The 22,237-nt window shown below is 62.4% G+C and carries 14 protein-coding genes and 3 tRNA genes; 9 read left to right on the top strand and 8 right to left on the bottom strand.

All coding sequences use genetic code 11. The annotated features are described in order from the left end of the window. Window positions 1–349 (bottom strand): hypothetical protein (locus ACFE70_RS09600; RefSeq protein WP_375417514.1); only part of this gene is annotated, 349 nt, incomplete at its 3' end. 85 nt (window positions 350–434) lie between these two features. On the opposite strand from ACFE70_RS09600, the gene ACFE70_RS09595 reads away from it, so the two are divergent. Then, a complete protein-coding gene (locus tag ACFE70_RS09595) occupies window positions 435–1,664 on the top strand; it encodes a PD-(D/E)XK nuclease family protein (RefSeq protein WP_375417513.1) in 1,230 nt (409 codons plus the stop codon). 185 nt (window positions 1,665–1,849) lie between these two features. Here ACFE70_RS09595 and ACFE70_RS09590 read toward each other — a convergent pair whose 3' ends face one another. The 3 genes from ACFE70_RS09590 to gyrB form a co-directional block, all read right to left on the bottom strand. Further along, complete coding sequence (locus ACFE70_RS09590) at window positions 1,850–2,467, bottom strand: Uma2 family endonuclease (protein WP_375417512.1); 618 nt, start codon at window positions 2,465–2,467, stop codon at window positions 1,850–1,852. 11 nt (window positions 2,468–2,478) lie between these two features. Then, complete coding sequence (locus ACFE70_RS09585; protein WP_375417511.1) at window positions 2,479–2,892, bottom strand: RidA family protein; 414 nt, start codon at window positions 2,890–2,892, stop codon at window positions 2,479–2,481. 120 nt (window positions 2,893–3,012) lie between these two features. After that, on the bottom strand, window positions 3,013–5,019 hold the full coding sequence (gyrB, locus tag ACFE70_RS09580; RefSeq protein ID WP_375417510.1) for a DNA topoisomerase (ATP-hydrolyzing) subunit B: 2,007 nt from the start codon (window positions 5,017–5,019) through the stop codon (window positions 3,013–3,015). 486 nt (window positions 5,020–5,505) lie between these two features. Here gyrB and ACFE70_RS09575 point away from each other — a divergent pair, with 486 nt between their 5' ends. Beyond that, window positions 5,506–7,077, top strand: coding sequence for a DHA2 family efflux MFS transporter permease subunit (locus tag ACFE70_RS09575; RefSeq protein WP_375417509.1), 1,572 nt, complete (start codon window positions 5,506–5,508; stop codon window positions 7,075–7,077). 157 nt (window positions 7,078–7,234) lie between these two features. Here ACFE70_RS09575 and ACFE70_RS09570 read toward each other — a convergent pair. The 3 genes from ACFE70_RS09570 to ACFE70_RS09560 form a co-directional block, all read right to left on the bottom strand. Continuing rightward, window positions 7,235–7,306, bottom strand: a tRNA-Arg gene (locus ACFE70_RS09570). A gap of 60 nt (window positions 7,307–7,366) precedes the next feature. Next, a tRNA-Pro gene (locus ACFE70_RS09565) sits at window positions 7,367–7,440 on the bottom strand. A gap of 81 nt (window positions 7,441–7,521) precedes the next feature. Continuing rightward, window positions 7,522–7,609: transfer RNA gene (locus ACFE70_RS09560), tRNA-Ser, on the bottom strand. Between the two features lie 222 nt (window positions 7,610–7,831). Between ACFE70_RS09560 and ACFE70_RS09555 the strand changes: the two genes are divergently transcribed. The 5 genes from ACFE70_RS09555 (at window position 7,832) to ACFE70_RS09535 (ending at window position 14,119) form a co-directional block, all read left to right on the top strand. Next, window positions 7,832–8,833, top strand: a complete 1,002-nt coding sequence (locus ACFE70_RS09555) for a Na/Pi cotransporter family protein (RefSeq protein WP_375417508.1) — start codon at window positions 7,832–7,834, stop codon at window positions 8,831–8,833. A gap of 379 nt (window positions 8,834–9,212) precedes the next feature. Continuing rightward, window positions 9,213–10,199: a VWA domain-containing protein gene (locus ACFE70_RS09550; protein WP_375417507.1), complete on the top strand. Its 987-nt coding sequence runs from the start codon at window positions 9,213–9,215 to the stop codon at window positions 10,197–10,199. Beyond that, window positions 10,196–11,245 (top strand): tetratricopeptide repeat protein, encoded by a 1,050-nt coding sequence (locus tag ACFE70_RS09545; protein WP_375417506.1) that lies wholly within the window; start codon window positions 10,196–10,198, stop codon window positions 11,243–11,245. Before ACFE70_RS09550 ends, ACFE70_RS09545 begins: the two co-directional genes overlap by 4 nt. Before the next feature lie 101 nt (window positions 11,246–11,346). Beyond that, entirely contained in the window at window positions 11,347–12,531 is a 1,185-nt protein-coding gene (locus ACFE70_RS09540) for an acetyl-CoA C-acyltransferase (RefSeq protein WP_375417518.1), read from the top strand. Window positions 12,532–12,673: 142 nt separating this feature from the next. Then, window positions 12,674–14,119 carry a toxin-antitoxin system YwqK family antitoxin gene (locus tag ACFE70_RS09535; RefSeq protein WP_375417505.1) on the top strand — a complete coding sequence of 482 codons (1,446 nt, stop codon included), beginning with the start codon at window positions 12,674–12,676 and terminating at the stop codon, window positions 14,117–14,119. Between the two features lie 90 nt (window positions 14,120–14,209). Here the strand turns inward: ACFE70_RS09535 and ACFE70_RS09530 are convergent, their stop codons facing one another. Further along, complete coding sequence (locus ACFE70_RS09530) at window positions 14,210–16,678, bottom strand: M1 family aminopeptidase (RefSeq protein ID WP_375417504.1); 2,469 nt, start codon at window positions 16,676–16,678, stop codon at window positions 14,210–14,212. A gap of 473 nt (window positions 16,679–17,151) precedes the next feature. On the opposite strand from ACFE70_RS09530, the gene ACFE70_RS09525 reads away from it, so the two are divergent. Both ACFE70_RS09525 and ACFE70_RS09520 read left to right on the top strand, forming a co-directional pair. After that, window positions 17,152–19,707, top strand: coding sequence for a TonB-dependent receptor domain-containing protein (locus ACFE70_RS09525; RefSeq protein ID WP_375417503.1), 2,556 nt, complete (start codon window positions 17,152–17,154; stop codon window positions 19,705–19,707). Between the two features lie 188 nt (window positions 19,708–19,895). Further along, a partial coding sequence (locus ACFE70_RS09520) for an Eco57I restriction-modification methylase domain-containing protein (RefSeq protein ID WP_375417517.1) occupies window positions 19,896–22,237 on the top strand: 2,342 nt, incomplete at its 3' end.

Here is a 22,237-nt window from a genome sequence, read left to right as displayed (position 1 = left end):
TGAAAGTACGCCTTTCTCTACTCCAAACTGGCTTCCTATTTAGGGAAGCGTACACCACCTCATCCGTGGCGAAATGGATGCTGAATGGGTTTTCATCGCGAATTTTCAAGCCCAGGTGCAGTAGCGCTAGCCGAAAACCGGCACGGTTGGCACGAGGCTGCCGGAAGCAGACAAAATCAATATCATTAATAGAGCGAGGACGTTCCACTGGCAGCCGGTAGTGCCGCACCAGCATTTCCAAAGCCGTGCCGCCGATGAGCGGTACTCGGTATTGGTTGCTCAGGGCAATAATGGGAGCATCTAAAGGGGAGTAGATGGAGAAGGGCGGGATAGGTTCAGGCAGCGTCATGCTTTGTTATTGGTCGGGAACACCTTTGTGGTGGCTGGAACATTTTACAAAACTTAAATTAATAAATTTTAATATATTTGTTACTATGACAACAGAACTACAATCCCTGCTCAACAAACTTGACGCAATCCAGCTACGTCAAAAGCTAACTCAACCAAAGGATGCTTTCAACATCTTTAGCATCTTGCGAAACGACTCAGATGAAGTAAATCTGCACTCTCGGTTTTTGTACGAACTTCTAAATCCGCTGGGGAGCCACGGGATGGGAAGTAAGTTTCTTCAACTCTTTGCAGAACAGTGTAAGCTCCCTGCTCTAAACTACGACACTGTCCAAGTATTACGGGAACACGCCAACATTGATATTCTCATCCAGGATAACCAAAACGCAGTCGTAGTAGAAAACAAAATTTATGCAAGCGACCAATTTCAGCAACTAAAACGCTATTGTAATTACGCTATTGATTCCAATCGCAATCCAATTTTATTGTACTTAACTTTAGATGGCAGAGAACCATCTGATTGGTCAGTTGGCAATATGCAAAAGAAGATAAATCTGATTTCTTACTCCAGCGAAATAGGCCATTGGCTCATTAACTGCATCAAAGAAGCCGCTACTCAGCCAGGAGTACGCGAGACCCTAATCCAGTATCAAAACTTAGTTGACCACCTCACAGGAAAAAACATGAATAAGACTGAGGAGCACGACGTTGTGCGCTTGATGGCTGAAGGCAAAAATGCAGAATACGCCATGATTATAGCCCGCAATTGGAATCATGTGCGCTGGCATACAGAATGGAATTTCTGGACTGACTTGTCAACAGCTTTAAGCTCCGACTATAACTATCCTATTTCCTCTGACGGCAAATTCTCCGAGGACAAGATAAGCGTTATGGTTCACGCCAACCGAAATAGAGACCCACACTATGGCTTAATGATTAAACTTGGTCATTTTGACGGCATACAAATTAAGTTCAAGATAGACCGCGGATGGGAAACGGTTTACTACGGCATACTTAAATGTGCCGTTAAAGACAACTTTGATGTCAATATCAATGAGGACGTGACGAGAGCTATCCAGTCAATCACATCGGCACAAGATGAGCGGTGGCTCGGATATAAAGAAGCAGAAGGCAACATAAACTTCAGAAGCTTTGATACTCAATCAACACTTGAGTTAGCGAACCCAGATAAAAGACGCATAATTATTGGTAAACTCTCTCAAGAAATCGACACATTTATCAAGCAGAGCACATTGCTTCTAAAAAGTATTTCAACAAGAGAATTTACCGCCAGTAATTTGCTCATATCTTCGTAAATTGTTCAAGCTTGGAGAGTTAATAATATATACCCACTCACGCCCACCTGCTCCACGTGGTGCTGCGGCTGCGGTAGGCGCGGGAGTTTCCTACCCCCTTCGCCGAGCTGCAACGCTATCTGCTAGAGCAAACCAGCGTCGGCGACCTAAGCGGCATCATATCAGCAGCAAATACGAGCCGGCTACTATAACTGCTCCGTGAAAATGTCGGCCCAGTCAATGGCCAGCTCCGGCAACGTGCGCGAGGCCATAGCGCCCGGCTCGGCGTAAGTGCCAGTCAACTCGTAATCGCCGTTAGTGGCCAGTGCGTAGGCCAATATGGTTTGCTCGCCGGGGAAGGCAATCCAGTATTCGCGTACCCCGTTTTCAGCGTAGAGGTCAAACTTGGTGCGCGTGTCGAGCACCAGCGAACCGGGCGACACGATTTCAATAATCCAGTCGGGGGCGCCCACGCAGCCGCGCCGGTCAATTTTGGCCAGGTCGCAGACCACGCACAGGTCCGGCTGCACCACGGTTTTCACCTGCGCGTCACCGTTGCCGGTGCTGCGCAAGAGCCGCACATCAAACGGCGCGGCATAAATCCGGCAGGATTTACGCCGCAGATGATTCCAAATTACGCCATGCAAGTCAGACGAAATCTGCTGGTGCAGTTCCGAAGGCGCCGACATCTTACGCAGGATGCGCCCCTTAATCAACTCCACGTATTCCGCGAAACGCCACGTCAGGTAATCAGCGTAGCTATAGCTGCCATCGGGGTCGAGCTGCGAAATATCGGTAATGGGCGTCATGGTAACGGAAGTCATAGATTCGAAATTTACGCCGTCGCTGCTGAATCAGCCATGATGGCCGTGGCCTCAATCTCGACCAGCAGCCGCGGGTCAATCAGCGCCCGCACTTCCACCATCGTCGTAACCGGCCGAATTTCACTGAACACCTCGCCGTGCGCCCGCCCGACGGCCTCCCACCGCGAGATGTCCGTCACAAACATGCGGGTGCGCACCACGTCCTGAAACGAGGCGCCGGCCGCCGCCAGGGCTTCGCCGATTTTCTCCAGCACACGCCGGGTTTGCAAATACACGTCCGCGCCGCCGGTTACAGTGTCGCCGTCCTGCGCCGTGGTGCCCGCCACCTCCACGACGTTACCTACGCGCACAGCCCGCGAGTAGCCGACCAGTGCCTCCCACGGCGCACCGGATGAAATTAATTGTCGCGTTACAATTTCGCTCATAATATAGTGGAGTAGCAAATAAGAGGATTGTAAAAACAAAAGCCTCTTGCGTTTGCAAGAGGCTTTTGTTTTTACAATCCAATCATCCACAAAATCCGATTAATCCGACAAATCCGTGGTCTAGACATCCAGCTTGGCGTACTTGGAGTTGCGCTCGATGAAATCGCGGCGCGGGGCCACTTCATCACCCATCAGCATGGAAAACAAGTGGTCGGCTTCGGCGGCCGACTCGACCGTGACTTGCTTCAAGGTGCGGGTCATGGGCTGCATGGTCGTGGTCCAGAGCTGCTCGGCATTCATCTCGCCGAGGCCCTTGTAGCGCTGCACGTTCACGGTTTCGGGCCGGCCGCGGCCCATCTCATCCTGGGCCGCCTGCCGCTCGTCCTCGGTCCAGCAGTAGCGCTCCTCTTTGCCGCGCTTAACGAGGTAGAGGGGGGGTAGGGCGATGTAGATGATGCCGCGGTCGACCAGCTCGCGCATGTAGCGGAAGAAGAAGGTCAGAATCAGCGTTCGAATGTGGGAGCCGTCGATGTCGGCGTCGGTCATGATGATGACCTTGTGGTAGCGCAGCTTGTCGAAATTGAGCGGGCCGGTTTCGGTGCCCTCATCATCGGTGTTGAAGGCCAGCGACTTGCGCTCGTTGAACGTCACGCCGAGCGCCGTAATCATGTTCTTGATTTCCTCATTCTCCAGGATGCGGTGCTCCTGGGCCTTCTCCACGTTCAGGATTTTGCCGCGCAGCGGCAGAATGGCCTGGAACGCGCGGTTGCGCCCCTGCTTAGCCGTGCCGCCGGCCGAATCCCCCTCCACGAGGTACAGCTCGCAGATTTCGGGGTCCGATTCCGAGCAGTCGGCCAGCTTGCCCGGCAGGCTGTTGGAGGAGAGCACACCCTTGCGCTGCACCATATCCTTGGCCTTGCGGGCGGCGATGCGGGCTTTGGCGGCCAGAATCACCTTCTCCATGATGCGGTTAGCCTGCCCCGGATTTTCTTCCAGATACTGGGTCAGAATCTCGCCCACCACCGAGTTCACCGCGCCGCTCACGTCGGAGTTGCCGAGCTTGGTTTTGGTCTGGCCCTCAAACTGCGGCTCGGCCACTTTCACCGAAATAACGGCCGTCAGGCCTTCGCGGAAGTCGTCGCCGGTAATCTCGACCTTGGCCTTCTCGAACAGCTTGTTCTTGTCGCCGTAGGTTTTGAGCACCCGCGTCACAGCCGAGCGGAAGCCCGCCACGTGCGTGCCGCCCTCAATCGTGTTGATATTATTGACGTAGGAATAGACGTTTTCCTGGTACGAAGTATTGTACTGCAACGCCACTTCCACCGGCGTGCCGCCCTTTTCGCTCTCCACGTAAATCGGCTCCGCGAGCAGCGAGGGCCGCTCCTTGCCATCGAGGTACTGCACGAAGTCGCGCAGGCCGCCGGTCGAATAAAACTCTTCGTAGCGAAACTCGCCGTTTTCTTCTTTCTCCCGGCGGTCCCGAAGGGTAATACGAATGCCCTTGTTCAAATAGGACAAGTCGCGCAGGCGCGAGGCCACGGTTTCGTACTTATAAACGGTTTCGGTGAAGATGCTCGCGTCGGGCAGAAACTGAATCTCGGTGCCGTGCTCGTCGCTGTCGCCAATTTCCTTCACGTCGTACTGCGGGAAGCCAATTTTGTACTCCTGCTCGTAGAGATGGCCGTTGCGGCGCACGTTTACTTTCAGGTCGGTGCTGAGCGCGTTCACGCAGCTCACCCCTACCCCGTGCAAGCCGCCTGATACTTTATAGGAGCCCTTGTCGAACTTGCCACCGGCGTGCAGCACGGTCAAGACCACTTCCAGGGCCGAGCGGCCCTCTCTCTGGTGAAAATCGACCGGGATGCCCCGGCCATTGTCCTTGACGGTAACGGAATTGTTTTCGTTGATGGTAACTTCAATCCGGTCGCAGTGCCCGGCCATAGCCTCGTCGATGGAATTGTCGACCACTTCCCAGACCAAGTGGTGCAGGCCCTTAAAGCCGGTATCGCCGATGTACATGCTGGGCCGCATCCGCACGGCCTCGAGGCCTTCCAGTACCTGGATGCTGTCGGCCGAGTAGTCGTTGGCGACCGGCTTGTCTTGAATTGCTGCGGTTGATTCGCTCATGCTCAGGGGTTATTTTCGGCTGATTGGTCAGCTGTTCACTCAACACCAAAAGTAGCGAAATTATCCCGTTTTAGCTATTTCTCGGGCATATCCTGTACTTCAGCCGGGATAGCCCAACGCCATCAGAAGCAGCCGCTTCCTGGCGTGATTCGACTCCGTCGCCGCAGGTCGCCATTCCCGATGATTCGTTTTATCGCGGCACCGGTCGTCGGTTAGAGGCCGGGTAGCGGGTCCAGTGATATTTTCTGGCGGCGCGAGGGCCGCCCCCGCGCGTCGGCCGGCATTCAGGCCTCCGAGCGGGGTAGGGTCCCGGTTCACGGGCCCGCGCAGGTGCCGGGCCCACGGCATCGAAGAGGGCGCGGGCCCGGCAGGGCAGGCATAGGCCGGCCTGGGCGGGCAGCGGCTGAGCCTGCGTTCGTAACTTATCATGGGTTCTCTTACTTTGGGTAATAAACCAAGAATTCCTCCGGCTTTCCCGCCCTTGTCATGGCTCCTTCTTCTGCCGTAGCGGCTACCCCAACCGGCTTTCTGCGCGTCATCATCGTCGTAACGACCATCTCGGCGGCCGTCATGGAGCTGCTCGACGTCACCATTGTCAACGTGGCTCTGACGGAGGTGGCCGGCGCCATCGGGGCCACCATCGAGGACGTGGCCTGGGTGATTACGGCCTACGCCATCGCCAACGTCATCATTATTCCGCTCACCGGGTTTCTGGCCGAGTATTTTGGACGCAAAAACTATTATTTGGCCTCCATCATCGCCTTCACCATTGCCTCCTACGGCTGCGCGTCCTCCACGGGGCTGGTCGAGCTGGTGGGCTGGCGCTTCGCGCAGGGGCTGGCCGGCGGGGCGCTGCTCTCGGTCTCGCAGAGCATTCTCTTCGATGCCTTTCCGCCCAAGCAGCGGGGCGTGGCGGCGGGCATCTTCGGCATGGGCATCGTGCTCGGGCCCACGCTGGGGCCGCTGCTGGGCGGGCTCATCGTGGACAACTACCACTGGTCGTACATTTTCTACGTCAACGTGCCCGTGGGCATTGCTGCGGCCCTGCTCACCTTCTTCTACATCGACAAAAAGCCGGGCGAGGGCCAGCGCAAAAGCCAGATTGTCATCGACTACCTGGGCGTGGTCCTGCTGGCGGTGGGGGTAGGAGCTTTGCAGTACGTGTTGGAAAAAGGACAGCACGACGACTGGTTTGAGGACTCGACCATCCGGTGGTGCACGTTTTTGGCGGTGGCCGGGCTCGGCGGCTTCGTGTGGCGGCAGCTCACCACGGCCCATCCCATCGTGAACCTGCGCGTGCTGGGCAAGGGTACGCTGGGCGTGACGACCATTTTCAGCTTCGTGGCCGGGCTGGGCCTGTTCACGTCCGTGTTCATCTACCCGGTGCTGGTGCAGCGCGTCAACGGCTTTTCGCCCACGATGACGGGCGTGTCGCTGCTCTGGCCCACGCTCACCTGCCTGCCCTTGTTTCCGCTCATCGGCCGCCGCCTCTCGGCCGGCGACTCGCCCCTGCCCTACATTATCGCCGGCACCGTGCTCTTCATCGGCTTTGGCTTTTACAGCGGCACGCTCAACGGGCAGGCCGGGCCCTGGGACTTCTACTGGGCCCAGCTGCTGCGGGTCGTGGCCGTGACGCTCTTGCAGCTGCCGCTCATTAATCAGGCCCTGGCGGGCCTCGCGCCCCAGGATTTTCCGAATGCCATTGCCCTCAACAACATGATTCGGCAGCTCGGCGGGGCCTTTGGCATCGCGCTGGCCAACACCTACGTGGCCCGCGACTTCGCCCAGCACCGCGCCGACCTGGTCGCTCACCTCGACCCCGGCAACCCGCTGCTGGCCGACCGGCTCCGGCACCTGGATAGCTCCGTGGCCCAGGGCTACCGCATTCTGGACCTCCAGGTCGACCGGCAGGCGTATCTGCTGGCCTATTTGGATACGTTCCGGCTTGTAGGCCTGTTTTTCGTGCTGGTCCTGCCCCTGACGTATTTGCTGCGCACCCGCAAGAAAACCGCCGCTGAGGTAGCCCTGGCTGCGAAAGCCCTGGCTGAGGCGCACTAAGCCTCTAGCTCCGGACGGTAGGGGGCACCAGCGGGCCCTGGGCCCGGCGGGCCTGACCTGGGCGGCGCCCGGCTCCACCGGTTCGTGCTATCCACTGCGGCCAAAACCCGGTGTACACCATAAAAAAATCCCTGGCAGTGTACCAGGGACTTTGTCGTGGGCCTACCAGGAATCGAACCTGAATCAAGGGTTTAGAAGACCCCCGTTTTATCCGTTAAACTATAGGCCCAAAGGCAGGAATGGCAGGAAATAAAAAAGGCCCTTCTCGCTAGAAAGGGCCTTTGTTGTGTCGGGGTGGCAGGATTCGAACCTACGATCTCCTGGTCCCAAACCAGGCGCGATACCGGGCTACGCTACACCCCGAGAAAGAGTTATGAGTTAAAAGTTATGAGTTGGTCGAACAACAACTCATAATTCATAACTTTTAACTCATAACCTGAAAAGTGGAGAAGGGGGGATTCGAACCCCCGGTAACCTTTAGAGCTACGGCAGTTTAGCAAACTACTGGTTTCAGCCACTCACCCACTTCTCCCTCGGCTGTTATTCGCTTCCTCTTGAAGCGGGCACAAATATACGGGCCCTTTTGAAAAAGCCGCGCCTGAGTTCAAAAATATTATCGGTGGCAGTCGCCACGGGGGGGGGCGTTGGCGGCGGGGCCTGCCTGGGTAACAATTTCTTCACGGGCCCGGCGCGGCTCCGGCGCGCCGGCTTGCGTTGATACCGCGCCCCCGGCTAATCCGGCGGGCCTACCGTTATGAACTCCTCGGTCCTCGCTATTATTCTGCTCGGCCTCAGCGGGCTGGTTTTATTTCTGTACGCCGTGAGCCGGCTTTCGCTAGCCTTGCGCCAGGTGGCCGGGGAGCGCATGAAAAGTATCCTCGACCGCTTCACCAAGACGGTGCCGATGGCCATCCTGACCGGCACGGTCGTCACGGCGCTGCTCGACTCTTCGTCGGTGGTCATCATCCTGGCCATCGCGCTGGTCAGTGCCGGGGCACTGCCGTTCCGCAACTCGCTGGGGGTCGTGCTGGGAGCCAACATCGGCACGACCATTTCCAGCCAGCTGTTCGCCTTCGATTTGGGACAGTATGCCGTCGTGGCCATGCTACCAGGTTTGCTTTTGCTCACGTGGAGCAAAAAGCGGCGGGGGCGCACCATCGGCCGGGCCTTATTTTGCTTCGGGCTGCTATTTTTCAGCTTGTTTCTGATGGGCGAAGCCGCCGCGCCGCTCAAAGAATACCGGGGCGTACAGGCTTGGCTGCTCAAGCTCGAAAACCCGGTGCGCGGCGCCGGGGCCGGGGCGCTGCTGACGCTGGTGATTCAATCATCGTCGGCGACGCTGGGCATGGTCATCAAGCTGGCGGCCAAGGGCCTGCTCACGCTGCCCGCCGGCATTGCCGTGATGCTGGGCGCCGAGCTGGGCACCTGCTCCGACACGCTGCTGGCCACCATTGGCCGGGGCCGCGCCGCCCTCAAAACGGGCTTGTTTCACTTGGCGTTCAATGCCATTTGCATCACGCTGGGCCTGTTGCTCATCGGCCCCTTCACGGCGCTGGTACTGCGCCTGGCTGGCCACGCCGACGTGGCCCGGCAGATAGCCCACGCCCACGTGCTCTTCAACGTGAGCGGCGTGCTGCTTTTCGCCCCGCTCCTGCCGCTCTGCCAGCGCCTGCTCGACGCCTGGCTCCCCGAGCCGGAGCCCGCTGCCAAAGCCGCAGCCACTCCGCCCAAGCCGCAGCCGACGCTGGCCGCTTAGCCGCCCGTGAAGTGCGGGGCGTTTGCTGACCAACACTCCGCTCGACAGCCGCCGCCTAAATGCCTACCGCCGTTTTTCAGGTCAAAGTGAGTTTTTAAATTGAGTTAAAAGTTGAGAGTTAAAACTTAGACGGATACTTTTAACTCTCAACTTTTAACTCACTCTAAAGACCGGATAACCACGCCGAGCAAACCGAACGGCGGTTTACTGCCTGCTACTGATGGGGAGCAGGGGCAAGGGGGCTGACCGAAGCTGTTGTTGTAAATGCTGCGCTGCCCGCCGCCATTATCTTTGGCGGATGCCTCTTTTAACCCGCCCGCAACGCCCTGCCGTTGTCTTTACTAGCTGCTTACTTCACTGTTAACTGCTCACTAACTAATTGACCTGGGCATATCCTGATTTCGGCCTGGCGCTGGGCGCGGCGCTGCTGGCCCTGCTGCTGCTGGCCCTGCATTGGCGACGCGCCTGGCGGCTGGCGCGGGTGCTGGGCCAGGGCGCGGGCCGCCTGGGCTGGAAGCTGCCGCTGCGGCTGCTGGCCGGCGCGGGCCTGCTGCTGGCCTGGCTGGGGCCGGCGCTGGGCGTGCGCCAGCAGCCGGTGCGCACCACCGGCCAGGACGTGTGGCTGCTCGTGGACGTGTCGCGCTCGATGGATGCGGCTGATGTAGCCCCTACCCGCCTGCTGCGAGCCCAGGCCGAGCTGCAGCGCCTGGCGGCCCAGTTTCCGGCCGACCGGCTGGGGCTGCTCGTGTTCGGGGCCGAGGCGTTTGTGCAGTGCCCGCTTACCTACGACCAGGCAGCGCTGCAAACTTTCATCAGCACGCTCAGCACCCGGCTGGCCGCGCCCGGTCCCACTTCGCTGCGCGAGCCGCTGGAGCTGCTGCTGCACCGCCTCACGCCAGCGGCTGCCGCTCTAGGCGAGTCCGCTGCCCTACCCCCCCGCGCCACGGCCGTGGTGCTGGTCAGCGACGGCGAGGACTTCGGCGAGAATCTGGAACCCACGGTGCAGGCGCTGGCCCGCGCCGGGGCCCGCGTGTATGCCGTGGGCGTGGGCACGGCGGCCGGCGGCCAGCTGCCCGGTCCCAATGGCCGGCCCCTGCGCGACGCCAAGGGTCAAGTCGTGCGCAGCCGTTTGCGCGAAGCTCCACTGCTTCAGCTGGCCGCCCAGACCAGTGGCCGCTACCTGGAGCTGAACGACCGGCAGAATGGCTTTCCGACCCTGCTCACCCTGCTGCGCACGGCCCCCGCCCCCACCCAGCAGGTGCGCACCGTGAGCGTCGCCCACAACCGCTACCGCTTTCCGCTGGCCGCCGCCCTGCTCCTGCTGGCCCTGGACGTGGTGCTCACCATCACCATTATTCGGCCATGAGACACCTGGTTTTGGCGCTGCTGCTGCTGAGCAGCGGGCCCGGCTGGCGCTGGCTGAGCCGGGTGGGGGAGCGTAACGAGGCGTTGGCACGGGCGCAAGCCGCCTATCGCCAAGGCAATCCGGCGGGCGCGGCGGCGGCCTTTCGGCGGGCGCTGGAAATTCCTACCCCCCGCCCCGTGCCCGACCCGCGCCTGCTGCTGAACCTGGCCCACGCCCAGGCGCAGGCGGGCCAGGTGGCTGCGGCCCGCGCCACCTACGGGCAGCTTTTGTCGGCGGGGCGGGTGCCGGCCCGGCTGGGCAGCGTGGCCCGGCAGCAGCTGGCCGTGCTCAGGGCCGGGCAGGGGCAGTACGCGCAGGCGCTGGGCCTCTTGCGCCAGGCCCTGAGCCTCGACCCCACCAACAATGCGGCCCGCTACAACTACGAGGTGCTGCGCGAATTTCTGGCCCGGCAGCCCGCCCCGCAGCTGCCATCGCTGGGCGCGCCGCGCGCCAAACCGCCTACCCCCCCGCCCGGCGCCAAACCCCCGATGCCGGAAAAGTCGCCCGTTCCGGCCCCTCCAAACCAGGCGCCGCAGCCGCAGCCCGCTTCCCGCCCCGGCGCCGACCGGCCCGGCCAGCTGCCCGATGCCGCGCAGCCGGGCTCACCGAGCGGCCCACCTCAGCCGCGCCCGGCAGCCAACGGGCAGCCTGACCCCGCCCGCCCCGACGTGGCACCCGGCCCGGCCGCGGGTGGCGGCCAGCGGCCGGGCGCCGGGCCAACGCGCCCCCTACCGGCCGGCGCCGCCCCTGGCCGGCAGCGGGGCCCCAACGCAAACCTCAACGGCGCCCGGCCCCCAGCCGGCCAAAGCAGCCGGCCTGGCACTGAGCCAGCCACCGACGCCGACCAGCAGCTGCAAACCCAGCGCGAGCGCCTGCGCCAGCTCAACCTGACCCCCGGCCAGGCCCGGCAGCTGCTGGAAGCGCTGCGGGCGCAGGAAGCGCAGTATTTGCAGCAGCGTCCGCGACCAGCCGGCCGGCGCCCGCGGCCGGGCGAACCCACTTGGTAAGCTGATTTAGGTTGGTGCAATCGTTTGCGCTTATCTTTGCACTCTATTCCCACCCCACCCTTTTTTCCCACCCCACTCTTTTTTTGTCTTTTCCCGCATTTATGCAAATCAAGGAAGTTGTCATTATTGCCGCCGTGCGCACGCCCATTGGCTCGTTTGGGGGGGCGCTGGCCTCGCTTTCGGCCACTGAGCTGGGCGCCATTGCCCTGAAAGGCGCGCTGGACAAAGCCGGTGTGGCCGCCTCGGAAGTTGAGCAGGTGATTATGGGCAACGTGATTTCGGCCAACCTGGGCCAGGCCCCGGCCCGTCAAGCCGCCAAAAAGGCTGGCCTGCCCGATACTGTGGAGTGCACGACCGTTAATAAAGTGTGCGCCTCGGGCTCCAAAGCCATTATGTTCGCGGCGCAGGCCATTATGCTGGGGCAGTCCGATGTGATTCTGGCTGGCGGCATGGAGAGCATGTCGAACGTGCCTTACTACCTCGACAAGGCCCGTTTTGGGGCCAAGTACGGCCACGGGCAGATGATTGACGGTCTGGTGCGCGACGGCCTTTGGGACCCCTACCACGACTACGCGATGGGCAACGCGGCCGAGAACACGGCTAAGGAAATGGGCTTCACCCGCGAGCAGCAGGATGAGTTTGCCATCGAGAGCTACACCCGTAGCGCCAAAGCCGCCAAGGAAGGCAAGAAAAGGGACGAAATTGTGCCCGTCACGATTGAAAGCCGCGGCAAAACCACGGTCATCGAGGATGACGAAGAGTACCTGAAAGTTGATTTTGCCAAGGTCGCCGGCCTCAAGCCGGCGTTCCTGAAGGAAAACGGCACCGTGACGGCCGCCAACGCCTCCACCCTCAATGACGGCGCCGCCGCCGTGCTGCTCATGAGCCGCGAGAAAGCCGAGGCACTAGGTCTGAAGCCCATTGGCCGCATCCTGGGCTTCGCCGACGCCGAGCAGGCGCCGGAATGGTTCACGACCTCGCCCTCACTGGCCATCCCAAAGGCGCTGAAAAACGCCGGCGTGAACGCTGCCGACGTGGATTTCTACGAAATCAACGAGGCTTTTTCGGTTGTGTCGCTGGCGAATAACAAGCTGCTGAACCTGGAAGGCACCAAGGTAAACGTGTACGGCGGCGCCGTGAGCCTGGGCCACCCGCTCGGCGCCTCCGGGGCGCGCATCGTGACGACGCTGCTGAACGTGCTGAAGAACGAGGGCGGCAAAATCGGCGTCACCGGCATCTGCAACGGTGGCGGCGGCGCCAGCTCCATTGTTCTGGAAGCGCTGTAGCCGGTTCACGCGCAGTTCCGCAAAGTGCGAGAAGTCGCGCGAAGTCAGCGGTAGCCAACTTTGCGCGACTTCTCGCACTTTGCGGAACTGCGCGTGAAAGCCTACCCCGCACGAATCAAGCGAAGTCCGCGTTATTGCGGCCATGAAAAAGCTCAGCTTATTTTTCCTGCTTTGCCTGCCGCTGCTTACCCACGGCCAGAAATTAAAGCGCTTCACGACCTACTTCGACTCGACCAAAACCACGAAGCGCGAGATTTTCACGGCCCTCGTGAGCGCCGACACCGTAATGCAGGGCCCGTATAAACGGTTTTTTCGTTCCGGCAAGCTCGAAGCCCAGACTCGCTACTCCGATGGCAAGCGCGATTCGGCCTACGTGGAGTTTCACCTCAACGGCACCCGCAAGCTCGAAGCTACTTATAAAGAGGGCATCCGCCAGGGCCCGTTCAAAACGTACTACGCGGATGGCAAGCCGGCCCAGGAGGGTGGTTTTGAAGATGATTTGCCCAGCGGCCCGCTCACTTACTACCACCCCGATGGCAGCATCAAGCTGCAAACCACGCTGGTCAAGGGGCAGCCCAACGGGGCTGTAAAAGCGCTGTATCCCAGCGGTAAGCCGCAGGCCGAAATCAGCTACGTGCAGGGCCAGCCCAGCGGGGCAGTAAAGTTTTACTATCCCGGCGGGCAGGTTCAAAGCGAAGGCACGCTCAGCAAAGGTTTATTATCCGGTCCCTATAAGACGTATTACGAGAACGGGCAGCCCGAAACCGAAGTCTTGGCCGATGCCACCGGGCGCGGACGCTACCGCAGCTTCTATCCCAGCGGCAAGCTCCAGACCGAGGGCACCTACGCCCCCGCGCCGCTCGTGCAGCGGGCCGTGCGCAACCCACTGGGCGACGATTTGACCAAGCGCGTGGCCCCGCCCACCGGCACGGCCAACCTCGACGGACCGGCGACTTCCTACTATGAGAGCGGACAGATTAAGGCCAAGACCACTTACCGCAACGGCGTGGCGGTGGGCCACGGCGAGGAGTTTCTCGAGGATGGCAAGCTGGCGCAGGAAACCGATTACGGCAACGCCGGGCGCGACCGCAAAATCACGGCTTACTTTCCGGACGGCGGCAAGCGGGAAGAAAAGCTGTTCAAGAACAACCGGCCGGCCGGCACCTGGCGCGCGTATTTTCCCGGCGGCAAGCAGCCCCAGACCGAGGAAACCTACCAGGCCGGCCGCCTCAATGGGCCGAAGCTGACCTACTACGAAAACGGCCAGGTGCTCAGCCGCCAGCCCTACGTGAGTGGCCTCGTCATTGGCCTGCGCCAGGAATACTACCCCTCCGGCAAGCTGCGGGCTGAATCCAACTACCTCCACGGCCAGCTCGCGGGCGCCTACCGCGAGCTGCGCGAAGACGGCACCGTGGCCCTGACCGGCGCCTACCGCACCGGCAAGCAAACCGGCGACTGGACCTATTTCCGCGCCGACGGCACCACGCCCGAGCGCACCGTGACCTACCGCAATGGCCAGGTCTACGACCCCAAAGCCCGCCCCAAGCCGGTCACGAAGCCCAAGACGGCGCTGCCCAAGCGGAAGTAGTGGCGCCAGCCCCGAACCGGCATTTCCCTACCCCCCTCCTTCACCTTAGAGGGGGGGTAGGGAAATGCCGGTTTCGGGACTGGCGCAAGGCTACTTGGCTTCCTCAATCTCCTTCACCGCTGCCGCTACCAGCCCCGAAACCCGCGCCGCAGTAGGCCGCGCCGCCTGACTCCGCTCTAGCTGGCGCAGCAGCCCGGTGAGGCCCGGCGCCACGCCGTAGGGCTTGAAGCGCACGGCCATTTCCTTAATGCGCGTGATGCCCTGGGGCCAGGCGGCCGGGTCGTTGAGGCGCGGGAGCAGCGCGACTAGGCCCGGCAGCATGTCGAAACGGTCCTGGGGGCCGGCGGCGTCGAACTTGGCCAGCACCAGCGGCCACTGCGCCGGGCCGCCCGTCTGGCCATACATTGCCACCAGCGCGACGGTCAGGGCGCCTTTGTGGTCGGCCTCAAAAGCGGTGGCGCGGGCCAGTGCCAGCGCGGGCTGGAGCGGCAGCAGGCCCCGCAGCGCCGCGCCCTGCACCCGGTACGACTGGCTGGCCAGCGCTTTCGTGAATAGTGGGGCGTAGCGCTGGTCGGCCAGCGTGCCCAGCGCCGTGAGGGCGGCGGCTCTTACTGGCAACGCGGAATCAGCCGCCGCCAGCCGGGCCAGCACGGGCGCGGCGGCCGGGCGCAGGACCGCGTTTTTAAGGTCGAGCTTTTCAATAGCTAAGCGGCGCAGGATGGGCGATTTATCACTGAGCGCGGCCAGCACGATTTTGCGCGCCAGCGGGTCGGTGGGCCGGGCCTGGGCGGCGAATAAGGCTTCGAGCCGGTCGAGGTAGCGGGGGGCGTGGCGCTGCTGATAGGCAAATTGCGCCAGCGTCTTGTGGTCGGTCTTCTGCCAGAGCAGCACCTTCTCGGCGTCCACGTTGACCAAATCAGGGGGGGTAGGGGCCGGGAAGTAGAGCGTGTCGGCTGCGTGGCGCAGCGTGGCCGCATAGCGCCGGGCGCGGCCGTTGGCGTACACCTCTACGCTGAGCGGCAGCACGAACGGCGCGCCGGCCTGCGTCTGGCGCACGATGACTGCCTGGCGCTGGCGCGCCGCCTCCCACCGATACGTAATATCCACGACCGGGTGCCCGGCGCGGTAGTACCACTGATTGAAAAACCAGTTCAAATCCTGCCCCGACGCCGCTTCCAGCGCTAGGCGCAGCTGCGGCGCCTCGCCGGCGCCGAAAGCGTTGTCCTTCAGATATTTCTGCAAGCCCCGGAAGAAAACTTCCTCGCCCAGGTAGCTGCGCAGCATGTTAAGGATGCTGCCGCCTTTGTGGTAGCTCACGGCGTCGAACAGGTCTTCCTTTTCGGCGTACTGAAAGCGGACCAGCGGCAGGGCGTGGTTGGCTGGGTCGCGCAGATAAGTCTGGCGGTTGCGCTCAGCGTGGGCGGCGCCGGCATCGGCGCCGTGCTCGTGCTCGGCCCAGAGCACTTCGCTGAAGTTGGCAAAGCTCTCATTCACCGTCAGGTTGGCCCAGCTTTCGGCCGTCACGTAGTCGCCAAACCAGTGGTGGAACAGCTCGTGGGCAATTTCGCGCTCCACGCCCGCGTAGTCCCAATCCAGCAGCTCGCGGGCCGTGCCCTGGGCCTGCTCGCCGAAGAGCGAGGCGGTCGTGTTTTCCATCGCGCCGGGCGTGTAGTCGCGGACCACCACCTGGGCGTATTTATTCCACGGGTATTCGACGCCCAGGCGCTGCGAGAAAAACTCCAGCATCCCGGGCGTTTTGCCAAAAATGGCGCGGGCCTGCCCGGCGTACTTGGGCTCCAGATAATAGCTCACTTCCCTACCCCGCCACTGGTCCTTGACGATGCGGAAGTCGCCGACGGCCAGCATAACTAAATAGGGCGCGTGGGGCAGCTCCATCTTCCACGTGTCGGTGCGCCGGCCGGGGCCGGCGGGCTGCTGGCTGACCAAGGCGCCGTTGCTGAGCGTGACGTACTTGGCCGGCACGGTCAGACTTATCTCGGCGGTCGTCTTCTGATTGGGCCTATCGATGGTCGGAAACCAGGCCGATGAGCCCTCAGTCTCGCCCTGGGTCCAAATCTGCACCGGCTTGCCCGCCACGGCGCTATCCGGGTTGATGAAATACAGGCCTTTGGCCTCCCCGATGGCCGCGCTGGTCTTGATTTTCAACTCGTCGGGCTTGGCGGTGTAGGCAATCCGGATAGTGTACTCCTCGCCCGGCCGGAAGCGGCGACCCAGGTTGATGCGCAGGTTCATCTTGTCGGCGTAGTCATAGCTGAGCGGCACTTCCCTACCCCCCTCCATCAAACCAACCGCCTTCAGGTCCATGCCCTTGGCATCGAGGCGCAGCGAATCGGTGGCGAAGCCGTGGGGCTTGAGCGTGAGCCGCGCCGTGCCGTGGAGGTGGCGCTTGGCGTAGTCGAAGCTGACTGCCAGCTGCGTGTGCACCAAATCGTTGATTGTGCGCGGCGCGGCGCGGTAAGTCGGCGGCGCGGGCAGTTGGGCAGAGGCAGCTAGCGCGCCGGCCAAGCTGAGGACAGACAGTAAAAGGCGGGTTCGCATGAGAAGCCCAAGGTAGGGCTGCGGGTGGCAATGGCGGTCCAGTGGACCAGGCCGCGCCACCCACCCAACCGGCCGGCCAGACCAGGCCCGCACCCGCCAGGCTGCGCTCGGCTCAGCGCCTGCTCCTACTTCCGGGCCGCCTGGGCAACCGCCAGGACCTGGGCCGCATCTGCCAATCCGGAAGCAGGTTGGGAGCTGCTGGGATTGGTCAACTGGTGAGCCAACCCACGCAGAATTAAATTTTTCTACTTGATAATCAGGCAGTAGGAGGGGATTTTGGAAAGTTCATTACAAATTATCTACCAGTACCTTGCTTCACAAAGTACCTGCCGCTACCTTTGTTATGTTCATTACCCAGTACCCGCTGAAAGTTGGTACTAAGTGAGCTAAGAAGCGTCCCCAACCGGGGCAGCGGAACCGCGGCCGTCGCCCTTGCCAGCCTTCTTTCACCTTTCCCTACCCCCCTCTTCCTCATGAAACCATTTGCCTCAACTACTACCCCGGTTTTTGCTGCCCTGCTGCTCAGCGGCGGCCTGCTCGCTACCACGCCCGCCGCGGCCCAGACGACGACGGCGCCGACCACTCAGAGCGCTCCGGCCGCCGTTACGGGCACTTTGCTCGACCAGGCCACGGGCCAGCCGCTGCCGTTTGCCGACGTGATTTTGCTGCGCGCGGCGGATTCCACGTTTGTGTCGGGCGTGCAGACCGGCCCGGAAGGCCACTTCACGGTGCCCGCCGTCGGGGCGGCCGGGCGATACCTGCTGCGTGGGCTGGCCCTGGGCTACGCCCCGCAGCGCCGGGTCCTGACCTTGGGCGGCAGCGCACTCACGGTGGCGCTGGGCGCGCTGCGGCTGGCACCGGCCGCCACCAAGCAGCTCGGCGAAGTGGTGGTGAGCGGGCAGAAGGCCACGGTGGTGGAAGAGCTGGGCAAGCGCGTCATTAACGTGGAGAAAGACCTGGGCAGCGTGGGCGGCACGGCGGCCAACGTGCTCCAGAACGTGCCCTCGGTGAGCGTGGACGCCAACGGCACGGTGAGTATGCGCGGCTCCGCGAACCTGACCATCCTCATCGACGGCAAGCCGGCCGGCACCGGCAACGGTGGGGCCGGCGGTCCGCGCCTCGACCAGATTCCGGCCTCGCGCATTGCCCAGGTAGAAGTCATTACTAACCCCTCGGCCAAGTACGATGCCAGCGGCGGCGGCGGGGTTATCAACCTCATCACCAAGAAGGACAGCAAGCCCGGCACCAGCGGCACGGCCGCCCTCAACCTGGGTACTAATAATAAGTACAGCGGCAACCTGAGCCTCAGCCGCAAGGTGGGCAAGGCCACCTGGCAGGCCGGCTACAACGGCCGCGACGTGACCTACTGGAGCCGCAGCCGCGGCGCGCAAACCGCCCGGCTGCTGACCAACGACGGTCCCCAAACCGTGCAAACCACCCAGGTAGGGCGCGGCAGCGAGCAGCACGTGAACCACTCGCTGCAAGTAGGAGTGGACCTGGAACTACCTAAAAACCAAACTCTGAGTTTAAGTCTGGAACCCAATGCCGAGCGTCACCTCGAGCGCGAAGGCCAGCAGCTGACCCAGCAAAATGGCGCCAGCGCCGTGCAGCGCACCCGCGGTCAGCAAGACCTGAACGTAAACGTAAAATATGTGGAATACGGCACCAGCTACCGCCGCACCTGGCCTGAGCAGAAGGGCCGGGAGCTGAGCGCTAACCTCGGCGGCGTGCGCGTCGACGCCAGCGTGCCGGTGGTACAGCGCCAGTTTGCCGAGCCCGGCGCGCCGGCCATTGCCCAGCCCGGCACCCGCCAGCAGCTGGAGGTGCTGAGCAACATTCAGTTCGGGCAGCTCGACTACACCCACCCGCTCAAGGAAGGCCAGGGCCGCCTGGAAATGGGCCTGAAAGTGCAGCACGACGCCACCAACGGCGCCAATCAATTCGGCTTTGCCCGCGAGAGCACCGCCAACGAGTTTGAGAACGACCCGGCCCGCTCGCTCACCTACACGTTCGACCAGCTCGTGCCCGCCGCCTACGTGACGGTGCAGCGCCCGCTGGCCTCCGGCTGGAGCGCCCAGGCCGGCCTGCGCTCCGAATATACCCGCCTGAGCGGCCGCATCGCGGGCGGGGCGGGCATCGAGCAGCGCGGCAGCCTCAATCAGGATTATCTGAGCCTGTTCCCGTCGGCCACGCTGAGCCGGGAGCTGGCCAAAGAGCCGGGCAAAAACCGGGTCCAGCTCAGCTACGCCCGCCGCCTCAACCGGCCCGGGTTCATGCAGCAGCTGCCGCTGGCCATCTACCAGGACCCCCGCTCCTATCGCCTCGGCAACCCCCGGCTTAGGGCCGAGTTCAGCCACAACATCGAGCTGGGCCAGCAGCTGAGCCTGGGCGCGGCCACGCTCACCAGCACCCTGTTTGCCCGCCTCACCACCGATGCCATCCAGCGCATCCGCGCCGTCGACACCACGGCCACCCGCCTGGCCGGCCCCGGCGCGGGCCTGGTGACGGCCGAAACCTACCTCAACGCCGGCCGCACCACCAACCTAGGTGCCGAATTCAGCCTGAGTGCGCCGCTGGCCAAGTGGTGGCGCCTGAACGCCAGCACCTCGCTCTACCGCGCCCAGCTCGCCGCCAACTCCTTCGGCACCAACCGCCAGGCCCTGGTCGGCAGCCTGCGCCTGACCAACAACTTCACCCTGCGCCCTACCCTCGACGTGCAGCTCAGCGGCAACCTGCGCTCGGCCTCGCTCACGGTGCAGGGCCGGCAGCTGGCGCAAGGCCAACTGGACCTCGCCTTGCGCCAGCGCCTGTTCTCCGACCGTGCCGCCCTCACCCTGCGCGTCTCGGATTTGCTCAACACCCAGCGCTACGCCAGCGAAATCGAAACCGACCTGCTGCGCAGCTTCCGCTACAACAAAGACGAGAGCCGCGTGGGCTGGCTCGGCTTCACCTGGTACATCGGCGCCAGCAAGGCCAAGCCCGGCAAGATTGAGGCCGCCCCGCAGGGTGGTGGCGGCTTCGGGGGGTAGGGAATTTCAGTTAACAGTTGGCGGTTAACAGTTGGCGGTCAGCCCCAGCGGGGCGACATATTGGTAGAGAGAGGGGTAGGGATTTGCTAAAGCCCCAGCGGGGCGACACCAGCGCCTGCTCTCTCGGAGTCGTGCTCCGAAAGCACTCGGTAAGTGGAGTTATACTCCGCGCTGTGCTCCTGACACCTATGGGCCGGGGGCGGCAAGCCGCCTTCAGCGCAGACTTTCGGAGTACAACTCCGAAAGAGCAAAGCTTCGATTCCAGTGACGGCCCGGCCGCCTACCCCCCTGCCGGCGGCCAGGGCCATTTTACTGAATCGAATAAAGGCTCCCCTTCTTTTAGAGGCGGGAACGTGCGGGCCGCCCGGCCCGAACTGAGGTGCTTGCGCCGCCGAGCGAGCAGCCCGGACAATTCGCAGCGGGATTGTTCGGGTTTCGCTCAACGCCCTCTCACTCCAGTGGCCGCTGACGCCGCCACGTTCTCTGCTCCTTTAGGGAGGGGAGTTTCGTGTTTTAAGTTTTTGCTTATTCAAGCAAGTCGATTGCGAGTTAGCTGCCGCCTCACAAACCTATCTTGCGAGATGTTATTTGCTGAATCGCCTGTTACATCTGTTATCGCATCTGTTGTTACCAAGGAACTGCTTGCCGAAAAACCTAGTCACCTGGCGGCTACGCTCGGAGAACAATACGCTCGTTGGACTGCCGCTGCGCACAAAAAGACGTTGGGGCAGTTTTTTACTCCAGCGCGCATCGGGGAGTATCTGGCCGGTTGGGCTACTCCGCCGGCCGGCGCCGTGGTCCGAGTGCTCGACCCGGGTTTCGGGACCGGCATTCTCAGTTGCTGTCTGCTGGAGCATTTTGCGGCCGTTGCTCCTGGTTTGCAACGCATCGAGCTGGACGCCTACGACCTGGACCAACAGCTCCGGCCCACGGCGCAAGCAGTGCTCGACCACTTAACCGCCTGGCTGGCGGCGCGGGACATTGAATTGGTTGCCCGGCTGCATCTGGCTGATTTCGTGCTGGCCCATGCGGCAGTTTGGCAGTTCCCCTTAGCCGCGCCGACCACCTATGACGTGGTCATTGCCAACCCGCCTTATTTCAAGCTCGGCCAGTACGACCCGCGCAACGCCCTGGCGGGCGCCGAGCAGGCGCAGCCTAACATGTACGCCCTGTTTGCGGTGCTGGCGGCGCGGCTCACGCGGCCCGGCGGCGAACTGCTGTTTCTGGTGCCGCGCAGCTTCAGCTCCGGGCCCTACTTTGCCCGGTTTCGGCGCTTCGCCCTGCATCATTGGCGCTGGTCGCGCTTCCACTTATTCCATTCCCGACGCGCTGCCTTTAAGAAGGACGCCGTGTTGCAGGAAACGGTTCTATTCAAGGCAGTTCGCCAGACGGGTAGCCCAGCTGATGTATCGGTTCCGGTTGTCATCACTGCTTCGGCGGGAATGCACGACCTGGCTGGCGCAACAGTGTTTGAGCGGTCGCTGGCCGACTTAATTGGCCCCGAGCGCCAGGGCAGCTTGCTTTTCCTGCCCACCGATGCCGACGAATATGCCTTGCTGGCTCGCTTTCGGAACTGGACCCACCGGCTGGCCGACCTCGGCGTAGGCGTCTCCACCGGTCCTGTGGTTGCTTTCCGAGCGGCTGCTTCGCTGCGGGAAGAAGCCGCGCCTGATTCCCTACCCCTGCTGTGGATGGACAACGTGGCGCCCACGGGCGGGCGGCTGCGCTGGCCTATTGTAGCGCGTACTAAGCCGCAACACTTAGCCGCCGACGCGCCGGCCGCGCTGCTGGTGCCTAATCGCAACTACGTGCTGCTGCGCCGCGTGAGCGCCAAAGACGATGCCCGCCGCCTCGTAGCCGCTCCCTACCTGGCTGCCGACTGGCCCGCCCCGCGCCTGGGCCTGGAAAACAAGCTCAACTACCTCTACGCCCGCCGGGGCGAACTTAGCCCGGTGCAGGCCGTTGGCCTCGCGGCCCTGCTCAGCAGCCGGCCCTACGACCAGTTTTTCCGGCTTTTCAACGGCAACACGCAGGTCAGCGCCACCGAGGCCCGCGAGTTGCCGGTGCCGGCCTGGCCCAGCATCGAAGCCTTGGGCGCGCAGGTGCAGGCGCAAGGCTGGGCCGTGGCCGATGAGCTAGTTGCGCAACTGCTGCACCTTCCCTATTCTTTCTACCCCCTTCCTGCCAATCTAATGGCCGAACCCAGCGTCCCTTACGAGTCAGCCGCCGAACTGCCCGCCAAAGTCCGCGAAGCCCAGCAAGTTCTGCTAGCCTTAGGATTGCCGGCCGCGCAGCAAAATAAGATTTCAGCTTACACACTGCTGGCGCTGGCGGGCCTGGAGCCTGACGACCCGTGGAACGCCGCGACGGGCTCCAGCAAGCGGGTTTCGCGCGGCATCCGCGATTTTATCGCTGCCCGCTATGGCCAGGAATATAAAGAGAACACTCGCGAAACTTTCCGCCGCCAAGTGTTGCATCAACTCGTGCAAGCCGGTTTAGTCATTTATAATCCCGATGAGCCCAACCTGCC

Source organism: uncultured Hymenobacter sp., from assembly GCF_964243305.1.
Taxonomy (GTDB): domain Bacteria; phylum Bacteroidota; class Bacteroidia; order Cytophagales; family Hymenobacteraceae; genus Hymenobacter.
Note: the sequence above shows the minus strand (reverse complement) of the source record. Positions and strands in the feature narration are given on the sequence as shown.